The sequence below is a fragment of the Pseudonocardia terrae genome (assembly GCF_021343995.1).
GTDB lineage: Bacteria > Actinomycetota > Actinomycetes > Mycobacteriales > Pseudonocardiaceae > Pseudonocardia > Pseudonocardia terrae.
Window position 1 is genome coordinate 62,486 of sequence record NZ_JAJTTE010000037.1, and the last position, 16,511, is coordinate 78,996.

Here is a 16,511-nt window from a genome sequence, read left to right on the forward strand (position 1 = left end):
TCGGTCGGCGGATCAGTCGAGGTCGGCCTGCCACAGGTCGGGACCGAACACCTCGTACTGGATGTCGCGGGGCTCGACGCCGCGCTCGATCAGCGAGCTCCGCACGGCCTGCATGAACGGCAGTGGCCCGCACAGATAGTACAGGGCGTCGTCGGGCAGCGTGACCTCGGACAGATCCATGAGTCCGGCATGGACCCCGTTCACCGGTTCGACGCTGCCCGCTCCCTTCTCGTACCAGACGTGGATCGAGGCGTTGCGGGCGGCGAGGACGTCGCCCACGACCTGGCGGCGCAGCGCGAACGAGGCCTCGTCGGCGTCGGCGTGCAGCACGGTGATGTCCAGCCCGGAGTCCGCCGCGACCAGGTGCGAGAGCATCCCGGCCATCGGGGTGATCCCGATGCCCGCGCTGGCGAACACCACGGGACGTCCGGCGTCGTCGAGCACGACGTCGCCGAAGGGCAGCGACGTGGTCACGACGTCGCCGACGCCGATCGTGTCGCAGAGCAGCGTGGACATCTCGCCGTCGGGCTTGCCGTCGCCCTCCACTCGTTTGACCGAGAACTGGCGGTGCCGGCCGTCGTCGGCGCGGGTGAGGCTGTACTGGCGCGGTTGGCGGACGCCGTCGGTCATCGGCATCAGCACCGAGACGTACTGGCCGGGCAGGGAGGTCTTCACCAGGCGGTCGTCCATCCGCTCGACCACGAACGTCACGACGTCGGCCGTCTCCTGGATCTTCTTCTCGACCCGCCACGGGCGCCAGACGGTCTCCGGCCGGACCCCGCGCGCGCTGTAGAGCCCGCGTTCCTGGTTGATCAGCGCGTTCGCCATCAGCCAGTACACCTCGTCCCAGGCGGCGGCGACCTCGGGAGTGACGGCCTCGCCCAGCACGTCGACGATCGCCCACATCAGGTTGTCGTGGACAACCTGGTACTGCTCGGGCCGGATGCCCAGCGACGCGTGCTTGTGCGCGATCCGGCGCAGCAGCTTCTCCGGCATGGTGTCGGCGGAGTTGATCAGCATGCTCGCGAAGGCGGCGACCGACCCGGCCAGCGCCCGCTGCTGGGAGCCGTCCGCCTGGTTGCCCCGGTTGAACGTGCCGTCGAGTAGCTCCGGGTGCTCGGCGAACAGGTGCTCGTAGAAGCGGCTCGCGATCTCGCCGATGTGCTCGCCCACCACCGGCAATGTCGCCTCGATGACGGGTCGGGACTGGTCGGACAGCATGGCTGGTACCTCCGGATCGACGACGGCGGCTGCGTTCCCCGCCTCCCGCGGATCGAAACGGCGTCAGCCGGGATCGAGGTCGAGCCCGTCGGCCGCGTTGTGCCGCCACTGGTCCACCGTGCGGATGTAGCGGAACAGCTCCTGCGAGCCCGGCGCCCAACGGCCCTGGGTGGCGATGTCGAGCAACGACGCGCCGGCGCGGTAGGACTCGGTGGCGAACCCGGCCCGCAGCGAGTGGCACGTGACCGGGTAGGGGAGCCCGGCACGTTCGCCGGCCCGCGCGATCACCGCGGTGACGGCGTCGGGGGACAGGGGCTCCTCGCGGATCGTGTCGTGCCGGTCGATGCGCCGGAAGGCCGGGCCGCCGGTGTGCCCGCCGGCCCGCAGCCACGCGAGCCAGGCCGAGCGCGGGCACAGCAGCGGGTGTCGGCGCCGGGGCAGCGCGCTGCGTCCGGTCGTCTTGCCGACCCGGACGTCGAGGACCACGCCGTTCTGCTCGACGATCACGTCGGAGGTGAGCAGGTGGGCCTGGTCGCTGGCCCGGGTCGCGCCGTAGAAGCCGAGGGTGAGCATGGCGCGGTCGCGAAGCCCGCGGCGCGAGTCGGGACAGGCCTGCGACATCGCCAGCACCGCCCGCAGGTCGACGGCGTGGGCCTGGCCGCGGCCGCGCCGCTCTCCCCCGGCGGCCAGGCGCCGCTGGTAGATCGTGAGCGCCTCGCGAGCGGCAGCCGGACCTCGCGGGTCGACGTCCGCACCGAACTTCCGCAGTCCGTGCAGCGCCCCGGCGAGCTTGCGGCGGATCGTGGCGGGGGCCGCCGGCGCACCGGGCTCCCGCCCGACCCGGGGCGCGCCCTGCTCGAGCCACAGCACGAACCCGACCAGGGCGCCACGGCCGCCGGAGAGCAGCGGGATGCCGGCCCAGCGGGTGTAGTCCTCCCAGGCCGCCCAGTCCCGGGCGTACGCCTCGCGCGTGCTGGCGACGCGCTCGGCGTCGAGGTAGTGGTCGGCCGCCGCGTCGAGGGCCTCGACCCGCAGGCTCGCGTCCGAGGCGGGATCCCCGGGGAGGGGCCGGCGCCGTGGCGCGGATCCGGCCCGGGGGCTCAGCGCCGAGCCGGTCACCGGTGGGTCGGGCTGGGCGTGGGGGCGCGGTCGTGCACGGGACCGAGCCTACGAGCCGGGCGGTCGACGTCGTCGGCGACGCGCCCGGCCGGGCGGCCGGTCCCGCGGGGGTGGGACCGGCCGTCGTCCGGGAGCCGGGTCAGCGGCGCAGCACCCCGCGCCGCCGCCGGCCGTAGGCACCCGAGGCGAGGCTGACCCCGATGGCCGCGACGACCACCTGGATGACCAGCAGGAGCCACGGGAACCCGCCGCCGGCGTTGTGGTAGCCGAACACGCCGGCGAGGTAGGATCCGACGAAGGACGCGACGATGCCGATCACGATGGTCAGCCAGATCGGGATGTGCTGGCGCCCGGGCACCACCAGGCGGCCCAGTGCTCCGATGACGAGGCCGACGATGATGGCCGAGATGATCCCGGTGATGGTCATGGCGTTCTCCTCCGCGTGCGGCAGTGACCCCGGTGTACCCCGTTCACAACATCGTTACCGAACCTTCTCAGCGGGCCCACAGCTGTGCAGATGACGGCGGAAGCTCCCCTCGTTCGAAGGGCCGCGGCTTCGGGTCCGACGGGTTCTCAGAGGTCGAGGACCAGCCGGGCCGAGCAGGAGCGGGACACGCAGATCATCATCGCGTCGTTCTCCGCCTGCTCCTCGGCGGTGAGCACCGAGTCGCGGTGGTCCGGGACGCCCTCGAGCACCCCGGTCTCACAGGTCCCGCAGGTGCCCTCCCGGCACGAGGAGAGGATCCCGACGCCGGCCTCCTCCACGACCTCGAGGATCGACCGGTCCGCCGGCACGGTGAGCGTGCTGCCGGTCTGCGCGAGCTCGACCTCGAAGGCCTCCCTCGGCCCGTCGTCCGCACCGGCCCTGGGGGTGAACCGCTCCAGGTGCAGGGACCCGGCCGGCCACGCCGCGCACCGCTCCTCGACGGCGGCCAGCAGCGGCTCCGGGCCGCAGCAGTAGACCGCCGTCCCCTCGGCGGGCTCGTCCAGCAGCGCGGCGAGGTCGAGCAGCCCGGTCTCGTCCTGCGGCCGGACGTCGACGCGACAGGGGTGCTGCTCCTCCAGCCGGTCGCGGAAGGCCATCGACGCCCGGGACCGGCCGCCGTAGACCAGCCGCCAGTCCGCACCCGCCGCCTCGGCGGCCGCGACCATCGGCAGGATCGGCGTGATCCCGATGCCGCCGGCGACGAACAGGTAGCGCGGCGCCCGGACCAGCGCGAAGTGGTTGCGCGGACCCCGGACCCGCACGGCGTCGCCCTCGGCCAGCACGTCGTGGACGTGGGCCGAGCCGCCGCGGCCCGCGGGCTCGCGCAGCACGGCGACCTGCAGCACGGAGCGCTCGGCGGGATCGCCGCAGAGCGAGTACTGCCGGGTCAGCTCCCCGGTCAGCACCAGGTCGACGTGCGCCCCCGGCTCCCAGGCGGGCAGGTCGGCGCCGGCGGGGTCGCGCAGGGTCAGCTGCACGACGCCGTCGGCCAGGGTCTCCCTCTTCTCGACGACCAGGTCGAGCTCGGGCTCGGACGTCTCGCTCGGCATGGGTCTCCTCGGGTGGCTCAGGCCGGCGCGGGCTCGCGGGCCGGGGCGGGTCCGGGCGAGGGGGCGGGTACGGCCGCGGGCTCATGGCCGTCCGGGTGGGCGAGCAGCCACTCCCACAGCTCCACCGGGTCCTCGAAGATCCGCTCGCTGCCGCAGTGGCAGACCGCGCGGAGCCGGTCGGTGCCGAGGACCCAGTGGATGCGGTAGACGCGGTCGCCACCCAGGACGGGTGGGGCCTCCGGGATGCCGCCGCTCATCGTGCGGGGGCCGCCGGGGCGTTCCGCGGGGCCTGCCCGGCCATCCGCGCGAGCATCCGGCGCGCGGCCAGGCCGCCGGTGTCGATGTTGATCGAGAGCTCCTGGTACCCCTCGGGCTCGCCCTGGATCTCCTGCTCGAGCACGTCGAGGGCCTCGACGTCCTGGAGCACCACGGTCCGGTTGTTCTCGGCGAGGAAGGCCGAGACCGCCTCGTCGTCGAGGGCGAAGTCGCGGGCGACCATCCAGAAGTCGTGCGTGGAGTGCTCGGTCTCCGGGGTGATCGCGTAGACGACCTCGACGTGGTAGGCGTCGGGGTCGGTGCCGTCGGGGTTCGGGACCGAGCCGACGGGAGCGATCCGGCTGTGCAGCTTGTACAGGCACGGCGGGGTGTACTCGATGTCCTGCCAGCGGGCGATGCGCCCCTGCAACCCCGTGGACTTCGCGTAGAACGGCGGGCACTCGGCGTCGTCCATGTGCCGGGAGACGTAGACGATGCCGGCCTCGTCGTCGACCTCGGTGGAGATCGGGGTCGAGGCGACCTCAGGGGTGCCGATGTACCCGCCGTGCAGGTACGTCTCGTGCGACAGGTCGAGCAGGTTGTCGACGAGCAGCGCGAACCGAGCCCGGAGCGGCTCCATCCCGCGGACGGTGGTGTAGTCCGGCGAGGCCAGGTAGGTCGCGCGCGGGATGCGCGTCGGGTCGGCCAGGGCGGGGTCGCCGATCCAGATCCAGACCAGCGAGTCGAGCTCGACGACCGGGTACGGGGTGAGCCGGGCGGTCCGCGGCACCCGCGTCTGGCCGGGCACGGCGACGCACTTGCCGTCGGAGCCGTAGGTGAAGCCGTGGTAGCCGCACACGACCTTGCCGTCGACCAGCCGGGACGGGGCCCGGGACAGCGGGAAGCGGCGGTGCACGCAGCGGTCGGAGTTGGCGACGACCTCACCGGACTCGGTGCGCCAGAACAGGATCGGCTCGTCGCAGATGGTGCGGGCGAACAGCTCGTGGCGGATCTCGGAGCCGTACGCGGCGACGTACCACTGGTTGCGGGGGATGATGCTCATGAGGTGGCTCCCTCGACTCGCATGACAGCACTCCGTTGTCGTCTGCGCCGGGCCCGCCGCCTGCGAGGTGGTGGCCGGGGCGGGCGCCGCCCGGGTCGGGTCCCGGGGCGGTGTCCGTGAGCATGCGTTCGGTGACCGGCGGCGCCGAACCGGACTTCCGGGAAATGGAAGGGTTTGTCCTCAGCCGGCGCGGTAGCCCGCGGCCAGGGCACGGCTGATCGCGCGGGCGCTGGTGCGCACCAGCGGGCTGAGCGTGTGCGGCGAGGCCGTGCCGTGCCGGACCACCAGCGAGACGGCCGCGACGACCTGCCCGCGCTCGTCCTGGATCGGCGCGCCCACGGACAGCGCGTCCATGGTCACCTGGCGGTCGCTGATGGAGAACCCGTTCACGCGGACGTCGGCGAGCATGCGCCGCAACTGCTCGGCGTCGGTGACCGTGCGCGCGGTGAAGCGCTCGATCCGGCCGCCGAGGACGTCCTCCTGCACCTCGGTGGGGGCGTGCGCGAGCAGCACGAGTCCGACCCCGGTGGCGGTGAGGGCGAACCGCCCGCCGACGCGCGTCAGCACCGGGACCGCGCCGGAGCCGCCGATCCGCTCGACGAACACGACCTCGGTGCCCTCGCGCACGGCGAGCTGGACGTTCTCCCGGGTGATCTGCGACAGGTCCTCGAGGAACGGCAGGGCGCGTTCCCGCAGGCCCTGGCCTCGCGGGGCGAGCGCGCCGAGCTCCCACAGCCGCAGCCCGACCCGGTAGGAGCCGGCGTCGTCGCGTTCCAGGGCGCCCCAGTCGACGAGCTCGCCGAGCAGCCGGTGGGCGGTCGACAGCGGCATCCCGGTGTGCCGTGCGAGCTGGCTCAGCGTCATCGCCGGCCGGGCCGGGCCGAAGGCGGCGAGCAGGGCGAGGCCGCGGGTCAGCACCGGGCCCGTCGGACCCGCCGGTCGCCCTCGACGCGCCATGTCCGCTCCGGTCGTCCGTCCGCCGTGCCCGTCGAGCCGCTAGTGTCCGTGTCCGTCGCCGTGTCCACCGCAGCAGGTCGGTTCCGGTCGTGGCGTGACGGGGTAGCAGCCGGCGCGGTCGGCGCCCCGGCCGGCGGCGGGGAGGTCGCGATGACCGGGATGTACGACGTCGCCGTGGTCGGGGCGGGACCGGCCGGGAGCGCGGCCGCCCTCCGGGTGCTCCAGCTCCGGCCCGACGCCCACGTCCTGCTGCTCGACGCGGCCCGGTTCCCGCGGGACAAGACGTGCGGCGACGGCGTGGCGGCCGGGGTCTTCGACCTCCTCGCCGCCTTGGGCGTGCCCGACCTCGCGGGCCTCGGCGGCCCCGTGCCGCGGCTGCACGTGCGCTCCTCGCGCGGGGCGGTAGCCGACCGGCACTGCGCCCGCCCGAACCGCGTCGTGCCCCGGGCCGTGCTCGACCACGCCCTGGTCGCGGCGTGCGTCGACCGCGGTGTCCGGCTCCGGCGGCAGCGGGTTCGCCGGGTCGAGGCCCACCCCGGCCACGTCGTGCTCGACGGTGACACGGCCGCGCGCACGGTGATCGGCACCGACGGCGCCAACTCCGTCGTCCGTCGCAGCCTCGGGATCCGGTCGCGGCCCCGCGACGCGGCCGTGGCGGTCCGGGGCTACAGCCCGCACGCACCCGTGACCCCGGGTGCCCTGCACATCGCGTTCGCGGAGGGCCGCCGGCCCGCCTACGCGTGGTCCTTCCCGCTGGCCGACGGCGGGGCGAACGTCGGCTACGGGATCTTCGACGGCACCGCGCCGACCAGCCGCGACGAGCTCCTCGCCGGGCTCGACGCGCAGCTGCCGGGCCAGGAGCTCGACCCCGCGACCGTCCGGGGCCACCGCCTGCCGCTGTCGACCGGCGGCCGCGTCCAGCCCGACGGACGGGTGCTCCTCGCCGGCGACGCGGCGGCGCTGGTCAACCCGCTCACCGGCGAGGGCATCTTCGACGCCGTCGCCTCCGGGGTGCTCGCCGGCCAGGCCGCGCTCTGCGGGGCGGCGGCCGGCGCGGTCCACCGCGCGAGCCTGCGCCGGTGCTTCGGGCGGCACCACCGGCACACCGCGGCGCTGGCCCGCCTGATGCGGAGTCCCCGGTTCGTGCACGCGGCCGTGCTCGCCGCCGCGCGGGACCGGGCGGTGTTCGACGACGTCGTCGACGTCGGCCTGGGGCGGGGTGTCGCGCACGCCCGCACCCTCGCGGCGATCGGCGCGGTGTTCGTGTGGCCGGGGACGGGCGGACGGCCGAGCTTCTCGCCGGGGCTCCTCCGCCCGGCCGCCACGCGTGCGTGAGCTGCCCCGCCGTGAACAGCACCTCGGCAGCCGGCCCCGCTGCCTCCACCAGATGCGTCTCGTCGGTGACGCCCGCGGGGCGGCGGGCGCCGTACCCGGCGCTGCAGCGCGACCCCCGGGTGGCGATCACGATCGGTGTCGCGCAGCCGCTGTGCTGCCTCCTGGTGCGGGGCACCGCGGAGGTCGAGATCGTCGAGGGCGTGCCGGACGAGTACCTGGACGCCTCCCACCGCCGCCTCATATCCGGTGAGGAGATGCTGGTCGCGCGGACCTGAGCGCGACGCCCGGGTCGGCGCGTCGCCTAGGCTGCACGGACGAACGGTCTCTGCCCAGTCCTGTGCCGCCCAGGGACGACGGCCCGAGGCCCGCTCCGGCTCGCGTCGGGTTCACCATCGGCGCAGCTGACCAGGACGACGCCGTGGGGATGGCAACCAGTGGACGAGACGACACACGAAGCGGGGAGCGTCGCGACGGCTGCGGACACCGGGTGGCCCGAGGCACCGGCCGCCCAGGAGCCCGGGCAGACCGGTCCGCGCGACAGCCGTGACCTGCAGGTCATCGCCCGCTTCACCCGGGTGCTCCAGCTGTTCGACCACGAGCGCTCGCGGATCGACCTGGCCACTGCGACCAGCGAGTTGGGGCTCAACCGCTCGACCACGTACCGGTATCTGACGGCGATGGTCAAGCACGGCCTGCTCTCGCACACCACGGGACAGGGCTACTCGCTCGGGCCGACGCTCTCGCGGGTCGGCCTGCTCGCGCTCGATCGCCTACCGCTGCTGGATCGCGCGGGCCCGGTGATGCGGGCGCTGTCCGAGACGACGCACGAGACCTCGACCCTGTCGGTCTGGGGCGGCAGCGGGCCGTTGGTCGCCCGGGTGCACGACGAGCAGAGCCGCTTCATCCGGATCTCCGTGCCCGTCGGGTCGACGCTGCCGATCGCCAGCGCTCAGGGGCAGGTCTTCCTCGCCCATCTCGAGGACCGGCGGGCCCTCGACCGAGCGCTGGCGGCCGTGGTGGACACCGAGCGCGCCGCGTTGCTGGCCCGGAGGGCCGAGATCCGGAAGGCGGGGCTGGCGTTCAGCGACGCCTCCGCCGACGGACTGCGCTGCATCGCCGTCCCCGTGTACGGCGTGGACAACTCGATCACCGCCACGCTCTCCCTCATCGGCACGTTGCACCGCATGCCGCGAGACCTCGACGATCCCCGGGTGCACGCGCTCCGTCGAGCCGCGGAGGAACTCTCACAGCCCCTGCTCTAGCGAGGGCGGGCATATCGATCTCTGTCCCACTTCAACGTATAGCGCCCGAGGGGGCTTGCCACAAGACCCGGTGGGTGCCGCACACTCTGCGGCCGTCGCCGGATTCCGCGGTGCGTGGACGGCGGCTGCAGCCGACGAAAGTGGGGGAGTCCGTGGTGGGTAGCGGCAGTGGCGCGGCGACGTCGGTCGCGCTCGATCGACCGGTGCTGGGGTTCGAGCAGATCGACCGCGGCCGGATCGGGCTGGTCGGCGGGAAGGCCGCGCACCTGGGCGAGCTCTCGCGGATCGAGGGCGTCGACGTGCCGCCCGGCTTCTGCGTGACGACGGAGGCGTTCCGGCGGGTGACGGCGGGTGTGCCGGCGTTCGAGGACCGGCTCGATCGGCTGTCGCGCGTGGACCCGGCCGACGGGAAGGCGATCGCGGCGTTGAGCGCCGAGATCCGCGAGGTCGTCGCGACCCTCCCCGTCCCCGAGGACCTGGCGGCGGCCATCACCGGCCCGCTCCGCGATGCAACGACCGCGTACGCCGTCCGCTCCAGCGCCACCGCCGAGGACCTGCCCACGGCCTCCTTCGCGGGCCAGCAAGACACGTACCTGAACGTCGTGGGCGCCGCGGCCGTCCTCGACCACGTCCGGCGGTGCTGGGCCTCGCTGTTCACCGAGCGTGCCGTGGCCTACCGCCTGCGCGGCGGCGTCGAGCACCGGCAGGTCCGGATGGCCGTCGTCGTGCAGGAGATGGTCGTCCCGGACGCGTCTGGCGTGCTGTTCACGGCCGACCCCGTGACGTCGAACCGGCGGGTCAGCAGCGTGGAGGCCGTCCTCGGGCTCGGCGAGGCCCTGGTCTCTGGTCTGGTGAACGCCGACCGCTTCACGGTGCGCGACGGCGTCGTCGTCGAGCGCGCGATCGCCGAGAAGGACCGGGCGGTCCGGGCCGCGGCCGGCGGTGGGACGCGGACTCGGGAGGTCGCGCCGGAGGCCCGGCGGCAGCCGGCGCTGACCGACGCGCAGGTGCTGCGCCTCGCGGAGCGGGGGCGCCGCATCGAGGCGTACTTCGGGTGCCCGCAGGACATCGAGTGGTGCCTGACCGGCGACGACGTCCGGATCGTGCAGAGCCGCCCGATCACCACGCTGTTCCCCGTCCCAGCGGCCGACGACGGGGCCGCCCACGTCTACCTCTCCGTCGGGCACCAGCAGATGATGACCGACCCGCTGAAGCCGCTCGGGTTGTCGTTCTGGCAGATGACGACACCGCGGCCGATGGCCGAGGCCGGCGGCCGGCTGTTCGTCGACGCCGCCCCGATGCTGGCCTCGGCGGCCGGTCGGCAGAACATCCTGGAGGCCATGGGCCGGTCCGACCCGCTCATGGCGGACGCGCTGCAGACGCTCGTCGATCGCGGCGACCTCGTCGGGGAGCCGACGGCGCACGACGGACCGCGTGCCGTCCCGCCCACGGAGCCGGTCGATCCCGACCCGGCCGTCGTCGAGGAGCTGATCGCGCGGACCCGGGCGTCGCTGGCCGTCCTCGACCGCGAGATCCGCACCCGTCAGGGTTCGGACCTGCTCGAGTTCATCCGCGAGGACCTGCAGGAGCTGCGGCGGTTGCTCTTCGACCCGTTCAGCCACCGGGTGTTCATGACGGCGATGAACGCGGCGTGGTGGCTCGGCGAGCACCTGCGCGGGTGGCTGGGGGAGGAGGGCGCGGCCGACACGCTCACCCAGTCCGTCCCGAACAGCGTCACGTCGGAGATGGGGCTCGCGCTCCTCGACGTCGCCGACGTCGTCCGCCCCCATCCGGAGGTGGTGGAGTTCCTGCGCGGCGTCACGGACGACGACTTCCTCGACGACCTGCCCCGGCTCTCGGGGGGACGCGAGGCGCGGGACGCGATCCGCGGCTACCTCGACACCTACGGCGTGCGCTGCGCCGGCGAGATCGACATCACGCGGCCCCGGTGGAGCGAGCAGCCCACCGTCCTCGTGCCGGTGCTGCTCGGGCACGTCGACCACGCCGAGCCCGGCGCGAGCCGCCGGCGCTTCGAGCAGGGGCGGCAGGAGGCGTGGGAGAAGGAGCAGGACCTGCTCGCCCGGCTGCGGGCCCTGCCCGACGGGGACCGGCGGGCGGCCGAGACGAAGACGATGATCGACCGCCTGCGGACCTTCGTCGGGTACCGCGAGTACCCCAAGTTCGGCATGGTCTGCCGCTACTTCCGCTACAAGCAGGGCCTGCTGCGGGAGGCCGACCGCCTCGTGCGCGACGGCGTCGTGGCCGACCGCGAGGACGTCTTCTTCCTGCGGTTCGACGAGCTGGAGGAGGTGGTCCGGACCGGGCGCGCCGACCGCCGGCTCATCGCCCGTCGCCAGGAGGACCAGCGCGGATACCGGGCGCTCACCCCGCCCCGAGTGCTGACGTCGGACGGGGAGTGCCTGTTCGGTTCTTATCGCCGCGCCGACCTCCCGGCCGGTGCGCTGGCCGGGCTGGCCGTGTCCGCCGGGACCGTCGAGGGGCGCGCCCGGGTCGTCCTGGACATGGCGCAGGCCGACCTCGACGCCGACGACATCCTGGTCACCGCCTACACCGATCCCAGCTGGTCACCCGTGTTCGTCACGATCAAGGCGCTCGTGACCGAGGTGGGCGGCCAGATGACCCACGGCGCGGTGGTCGCCCGGGAGTACGGCCTGCCCGCCGTCGTGGGGGTGCAGCGGGCCACCCGCCTGATCCGGGACGGCCAGCGGATCCGGGTGAACGGGACCAGCGGGTACGTCGAGCTCCTGAGCTAGATCAGCTGCTCCACCGTCAGCGCCACTCCGAGAGTGATCATCACGGCGCCCGAGACGCGGCTGACGATCCGTGCGGCCGCGGGCCGGGCGCGCAGGACGGCTCGTGCGCCGGTCCCGACCCCGGTGTAGACCACGGCGCAGCTGGTGAGGTGGACCAGTCCGAGCAGCAGGATCTGCGCGGCGACGGGCCAGCCGGTGGTCGGGTCCGTGAACTGGGGCAGCAGGGCGAGGAACAGCAGAAGCACCTTGGGATTGAGCCCGCTGGTGCCGAAGCCCCTGACGGCCTGGCGGCCCCACGACTCGGTCGCCCCGCTCGCGGTGGCGTGGGCGTACGGGGTCGCGGGACGGAGGACTGTGGTGAAGCCGAGCCAGACCAGGTAGGCAGCCGGCCACCGTCAGCCCGGTCATCACCATCGGGGTCCGGGAGACCAGGGCGGCGACCCCTGCGGCGACGACGACGGTGGCGATGTTCCACGTGGACGACGTGGACCGGAAGATTCTTGCGGAGCTGCAGCGGGATGGACGGCTGACCGCCACGGAGCTGGCCGAGCGGGTGCGACTGAGCGTGTCGCCGTGCCACCGCCGGCTCCGCGCCCTGGAGCGCTCCGGGGCGATCGGCGGGTACCGGGCACACCTGAACGCAGCGGCGCTCGGCCTGACGTTCGACGCGGTGGTCTTCGTGACGATGCGCGAGTCCGACCGGAGCACGATGCAGGCCTTCGAGGAGGCGGTCGCCGAGATCCCGAACGTTCTGCAGGCGCAGCGGCTCTTCGGCGACCCCGACTACCTGTTGCGAGTGGTGTCCCGCGACCTCGGGGCGTTCCAGCAGCTCTACGACGAGCGTCTCTCCGCCCTGCCGGGGGTGCAGCGCCTGAGCTCGACCCTGGTGATGAAGAGCATCGTCGAGAACCGGCCGCTGCCTCTGTGACGGGCGAGGGGCGGCTTTCCGGCATCGCGTCCGCAGCGCGCAAACCGGGCGGTCTCCGGTCGCCCGAGCCGGTCCCACCGCCCCACACTGCGCCCATGACTGATGATTCGGCGCCGTCGTCCCCATCGCCTCCGCCCACGCCCGGAGCGCTCGGGCCGGTGCCGATGCCACGCGAGGTGTACGGCGCCTATCGCGACGAGCTGGGCCCGCGGGAACGGGCCGTGTTGTGGTCGTGGCTGGGCTTCACCGCGACGTTCGCCGGGGTCCGCGCGATCACCTACAGCATCCGGCGGGGGATCGGCCCGTTCGGCAACCTTGCGCCGGGCGGGCAGCACCTGCACCACTACCTGTGGGGCATCGGGATGCTGACCGGGGTCGGCGCCGTCGCCATCCGCGGGGAGGACCGCACCCGGTCCCATCCCACGGTCGCGACCGCGTACGGCGCGGGCCTGGCATTGATCGTCGACGAGTTCGCGCTGCTCCTCGACCTGCGCGACGTGTACTGGGCCAAGGAGGGGCGGGTCTCCGTCGATCTCGGCGTGGGCCTGGTCGCGGCCGGCGGCACCGGTTTCAGCGCGATCCCGATTCTGCGCCGGCTGCGCCGCAACCGCCGCCGGACCTGACCTGCCGTCCCGGGCCGACACCGCGCACTGTCCCACCGGACGATATGCCCCTAGCCGGCTCCCATCGCCCATGGCACCCGGGCCGGCCCCTCACAGCGCCCAGCGGCGACGACCCGGCCGCGGCCCAGATCGTCCCGGGCGAGAGCGCGGGCTCGAGGAAATCGGGGGATAAGTGGCCTGCTGAAGGGGTTGAGACCTGCGGCGGTGACTTGGGAACGTCGGACCGCGACCGCCCGATCGAACAGATGCCGAACGACACGGATGCCCCCTGGTGATCGCAGCCGGCGCCGCACGACCGACGTGGAGGTCCCACCACTCATGGCACACACCGAGACGGTTCCCGCGGACATGCAGGCCGCGGTGCTCACGGGTTTCGGCGGCCCCGAGGCGCTCGAGCTGCAGCGCGTCCCCGTCCCGGTGCCCGGCCCGGGTGAGGTCCTGGTCAGGGTCGCCGCCGCCGCGATGAACAACACCGACATCTGGACCCGGCAGGGCGCCTACGGGCTACCGGGCCGCCCGGACGCACTCGCCGGATGGCGAGGCCCCATCGAGTTTCCGCGCATCCAGGGCGGCGACATCAGCGGCACCGTCGTCCGGCCGGGCGACGACGTCGTCGGTGACTGGGTGGGGCGTCGAGTGCTCGTCGACCCCGCCATCTACGACGGCCTCGGTGACGATGCCAACCCGATCGGCTTGTTGGGCAGCGAAGCCGATGGCGGCTTCGCCGAGTACGTCGTCGCACGCGCCGACCAGATCCACGACGTGAGCAGCTCACCACTGACCGACGAACAGCTCGCCTGCCTGCCCATCGCCTACGGCACGGCGATGGGCATGCTGGAACGTGGCCGCCTCCGCGACCGCGAGACCACGCTGGTCACCGGTGCCTCCGGCGGCGTCGGCCTGGCCGCCGTGCAGCTCGCTGCCGCCCGCGGCGCACACGTCGTCGCGCTCACCACCCCGGACAAGACCGCGGCGATCCTCGACGCCGGCGCCGCGGTCGTCGTGCACCGCGACCCCGACCCCACGACCACCGCCGCCGCCATCGCCGCTGCCGTCGCCCGGGCCGCGCCCGACGGGCTCGACGCGGTGATCGACGTCGTCGGCGGTCCGCTGCTCCCGGCCGTCCTCGACCAGGTCCGCGACGGCGGCCGCTGGGTGATCGCCGGCGCCGTCGGCGGTGCCGGGATCGAGCTCGACCTGCGCCGGCTCTACCTGCACACCATCAGCCTCGTCGGCTCGTCCATGCACACCCGGCCGCATTTCCGCCGCCTCGTCGACGACGCCGTGACCGGAGTGATCCAACCCCACGTCGCGCACCGGTTCTCGCTCGAGGCGATCCACGCCGCGCAGGAGGCGTTCGCCCGCTCCGACTACGTCGGCAAGATCGTCCTGACCCTGCACCGACAGCCCGACTGAGGCGCTCGGGCTCCGCGCAGTCCCACCCAGCACCCACCGGGAGGACCGGCGATGAAGATCGCGGATCGTCGACGAGGACATCCTCGGCGCCCCGGCCATGCCCTGGGGAGGCTGAGCAGCACGCAGGCCGAACGACAACCGACCACAGCCGGCCGTCCATCGCGTCGTCATTGCCTCTGCCGAGATGGTTTCGCAGGAAGATCGCACGCGTCAGCTCAGACGCCCTCGACGGCGGGCACCCGCCCGGCTCGAACGGCATCCACGAAGTCCGCGTGGTCCTGCTCGTTCCGATCCGCGTAACGCGCCGAGAAGTCGGTGATCGCCTGGTCGAACGCGTCGTCGTCACCCAGGTAGGTGGAGATCGCGACCGCGTCCCCCGAGCGGGCGTGGGCCCGGGCCAGGGTCCATCCGCAGAGACGGGCGTAGTAGGTGAGCCCGAACGGTTCCATCATCTCGACCTCGGCCGAGCCCTTCATGTCGCGCAGTTGCCGCCAGTAGTAGAAGCGGTTCTCGTCCACGCCCTTGGTCCAGCCGAGGAAGATGTCGCTCGCGGCCTGCATCATCCGCTGCCCCTGCACGACACGCTCACCGTGCTGCCGGTATCGGCTCTTCGGCAGATGATCCTCCAGCACGGACGCGGTCGCCTCCTTGACCTGCAGGAACAGCGGGTCGCCCGCGTCACGGCCCTGGAGCAGCGCGATGAACGCGCGGGTGCCGACACTTCCGACCCCGACGACCTTGCGGGCGGTGTCCACGATCTGGAAGCGCTCCAGCAGCTGCCGCCGATCATCCTGCAGGGACCTGCGGTATGCGCGCAGCTGATCGCGGACCGCTTGCCCGACCTCGTCCGCCGACATCCCGTAAGTGGCGGCGAGGTCACGTTCGGGGACGACGATCGGGGGCTGGGAAACGATCCGATACCGACCCTCGACCTGCTCGCCGAGCTTGGAGAGCGCTTGCAGGCTGTCGCGGCGGTGCGCCTTCTCGCGGGTCTTCTGCGCGATCTTCTCGGCCCGTCGTGCGGCCTTGCCCTGCTTCTTGTCCGCGTGGTCCTTCGATCCGTGGCGTTTCCGGTTCTTGCCCTTGGCCTGCTTCTCCGTGCCGGCGACCGTCGCCCGGATGCCGTGCATGATCTCGTCCTCGTCGAGGTGGGCATACCAGATGTCCATCGTCCGCATGCCGGCGAACTCGGCCATGGCCTCGCGGTAGGCCGTGACCGCCGCCAGGGTCGACGCCCAGGTGTCCGGCTTCGAGAACCCGTTGTTGCGGGCAGCGATGGTGAAGCTGGCCGCCATACGTTTCACGTCGTACTCGAACGGGCCCGGCAGCGTCTCGTCGAAGTCGTTGAGATCGAACAGCAAGCGCCTCTCCGGGGAGGCGAACACACCGAAGTTGGACAGGTGGGCGTCCCCGCACAGCTGAACCACGAGCCCGGAGGTCGGGGTGCCGTCCAGGTCTGCCGCCATGATCTTGGCCGCGCCACGGTAGAACGTGAAGGGCGACACCATCATCCGGCCGTGGCGCACCGGTACGAGATCGGGCTCGCGGGTCAGGTTCTGCTCCTCGAGCAGGGCCACCGGGTCCGGCCGATCCGTGGCGGGTCGCCAACCGGCGTGACTCGACACCGGGGTCAGCTCCCGGGCATCGGCGCCCCGCGCCTTGCGGTCGTCGACGCTCGGATGCGCGATGCGTGTCCCGGTCACCGGCCCTACCTCCATTCAGAATCCGACTCCCGGCAGCCGGGCCGCGCATGGGCCCAGTTGCCGAGGTCCAGAGGTCGGCCAACGTAAGGCGGCGCCGCCGTACCGGCGTCACCCGGGCGAGGCGAGATGCGGCGGCTGTAGCGAGTTCGGCCGGCGATCGGCTCGTCACCGCGACGCTGCCGCGGCCGCCGCGTGCGGCCTGCGGCTTCTGCGCGCTGCAGGCCGGCTTCGTTGAGGCAGGTCCCCACTTTTGTTCTGTCTCAACCTGGATCCACTGTCGATCTTGGGTCGTGCCGCTAGTTGATCTTTGGCGTCTGGT

16 protein-coding genes are annotated in these 16,511 nt (G+C 73.2%); 7 read left to right on the top strand and 9 right to left on the bottom strand.

Going from position 1 to position 16,511, the window contains the following annotated elements; genetic code table 11:
* Nucleotides 1-12: 12 nt before the first annotated feature.
* From LWC33_RS23210 to LWC33_RS23240, 7 genes are all read right to left on the bottom strand, one after another.
* Entirely contained in the window at nt 13-1,221 is a 1,209-nt protein-coding gene (locus tag LWC33_RS23210; protein WP_233306557.1) for a globin domain-containing protein, read from the bottom strand.
* 63 nt (nt 1,222-1,284) lie between these two features.
* On the bottom strand, nt 1,285-2,340 hold the full coding sequence (locus LWC33_RS23215; RefSeq protein WP_233306558.1) for a tyrosine-type recombinase/integrase: 1,056 nt from the start codon (nt 2,338-2,340) through the stop codon (nt 1,285-1,287).
* A gap of 139 nt (nt 2,341-2,479) precedes the next feature.
* Nucleotides 2,480-2,767: a GlsB/YeaQ/YmgE family stress response membrane protein gene (locus tag LWC33_RS23220; protein ID WP_233306559.1), complete on the bottom strand. Its 288-nt coding sequence runs from the start codon at nt 2,765-2,767 to the stop codon at nt 2,480-2,482.
* Between the two features lie 146 nt (nt 2,768-2,913).
* The gene (locus LWC33_RS23225; RefSeq protein ID WP_233306560.1) at nt 2,914-3,876 is read right to left on the bottom strand and encodes a PDR/VanB family oxidoreductase; all 963 of its coding nucleotides are present in this window, start codon (nt 3,874-3,876) and stop codon (nt 2,914-2,916) included.
* Nucleotides 3,877-3,893: 17 nt separating this feature from the next.
* A complete protein-coding gene (locus LWC33_RS23230; RefSeq protein ID WP_233306561.1) occupies nt 3,894-4,133 on the bottom strand; it encodes a hypothetical protein in 240 nt (79 codons plus the stop codon).
* Complete coding sequence (locus LWC33_RS23235; RefSeq protein ID WP_233306562.1) at nt 4,130-5,194, bottom strand: Rieske 2Fe-2S domain-containing protein; 1,065 nt, start codon at nt 5,192-5,194, stop codon at nt 4,130-4,132. The genes LWC33_RS23230 and LWC33_RS23235 overlap by 4 nt, the downstream gene beginning before the upstream one ends.
* A gap of 180 nt (nt 5,195-5,374) precedes the next feature.
* Nucleotides 5,375-6,151 carry an IclR family transcriptional regulator gene (locus LWC33_RS23240; RefSeq protein WP_233306563.1) on the bottom strand — a complete coding sequence of 259 codons (777 nt, stop codon included), beginning with the start codon at nt 6,149-6,151 and terminating at the stop codon, nt 5,375-5,377.
* Nucleotides 6,152-6,301: 150 nt separating this feature from the next.
* Here LWC33_RS23240 and LWC33_RS23245 point away from each other — a divergent pair, with 150 nt between their 5' ends.
* The 4 genes from LWC33_RS23245 (at nt 6,302) to rph (ending at nt 11,522) form a co-directional block, all read left to right on the top strand.
* On the top strand, nt 6,302-7,486 hold the full coding sequence (locus tag LWC33_RS23245) for a geranylgeranyl reductase family protein (protein ID WP_233306564.1): 1,185 nt from the start codon (nt 6,302-6,304) through the stop codon (nt 7,484-7,486).
* Between the two features lie 65 nt (nt 7,487-7,551).
* Nucleotides 7,552-7,761, top strand: coding sequence for a hypothetical protein (locus LWC33_RS23250; RefSeq protein ID WP_233306565.1), 210 nt, complete (start codon nt 7,552-7,554; stop codon nt 7,759-7,761).
* A gap of 159 nt (nt 7,762-7,920) precedes the next feature.
* Nucleotides 7,921-8,748, top strand: coding sequence for an IclR family transcriptional regulator (locus LWC33_RS23255; protein ID WP_233306566.1), 828 nt, complete (start codon nt 7,921-7,923; stop codon nt 8,746-8,748).
* A 155-nt stretch (nt 8,749-8,903) separates the two neighbouring features.
* Complete coding sequence (gene rph, locus LWC33_RS23260) at nt 8,904-11,522, top strand: rifamycin-inactivating phosphotransferase (protein WP_233306567.1); 2,619 nt, start codon at nt 8,904-8,906, stop codon at nt 11,520-11,522.
* On the opposite strand, the gene LWC33_RS23265 is transcribed toward rph, so the two are convergent.
* Nucleotides 11,519-11,899 carry a LysE family translocator gene (locus LWC33_RS23265; RefSeq protein ID WP_233306574.1) on the bottom strand — a complete coding sequence of 127 codons (381 nt, stop codon included), beginning with the start codon at nt 11,897-11,899 and terminating at the stop codon, nt 11,519-11,521. The two genes, rph and LWC33_RS23265, sit on opposite strands and share 4 nt — an antisense overlap.
* 89 nt (nt 11,900-11,988) lie before the next feature.
* Here LWC33_RS23265 and LWC33_RS23270 point away from each other — a divergent pair, with 89 nt between their 5' ends.
* The 3 genes from LWC33_RS23270 to LWC33_RS23280 all read left to right on the top strand — a co-directional run bounded on the left by LWC33_RS23270 (nt 11,989) and on the right by LWC33_RS23280 (nt 14,489).
* On the top strand, nt 11,989-12,450 hold the full coding sequence (locus LWC33_RS23270) for an Lrp/AsnC family transcriptional regulator (RefSeq protein ID WP_233306568.1): 462 nt from the start codon (nt 11,989-11,991) through the stop codon (nt 12,448-12,450).
* 164 nt (nt 12,451-12,614) lie between these two features.
* A complete protein-coding gene (locus tag LWC33_RS23275; protein ID WP_233306569.1) occupies nt 12,615-13,073 on the top strand; it encodes a hypothetical protein in 459 nt (152 codons plus the stop codon).
* Nucleotides 13,074-13,391: 318 nt separating this feature from the next.
* Nucleotides 13,392-14,489, top strand: a complete 1,098-nt coding sequence (locus LWC33_RS23280; RefSeq protein ID WP_233306570.1) for a zinc-binding dehydrogenase — start codon at nt 13,392-13,394, stop codon at nt 14,487-14,489.
* 215 nt (nt 14,490-14,704) lie between these two features.
* Here the strand turns inward: LWC33_RS23280 and LWC33_RS23285 are convergent, their stop codons facing one another.
* Complete coding sequence (locus tag LWC33_RS23285; RefSeq protein ID WP_233306571.1) at nt 14,705-16,066, bottom strand: DUF2252 domain-containing protein; 1,362 nt, start codon at nt 16,064-16,066, stop codon at nt 14,705-14,707.
* Nucleotides 16,067-16,511 lie beyond the last annotated feature (445 nt).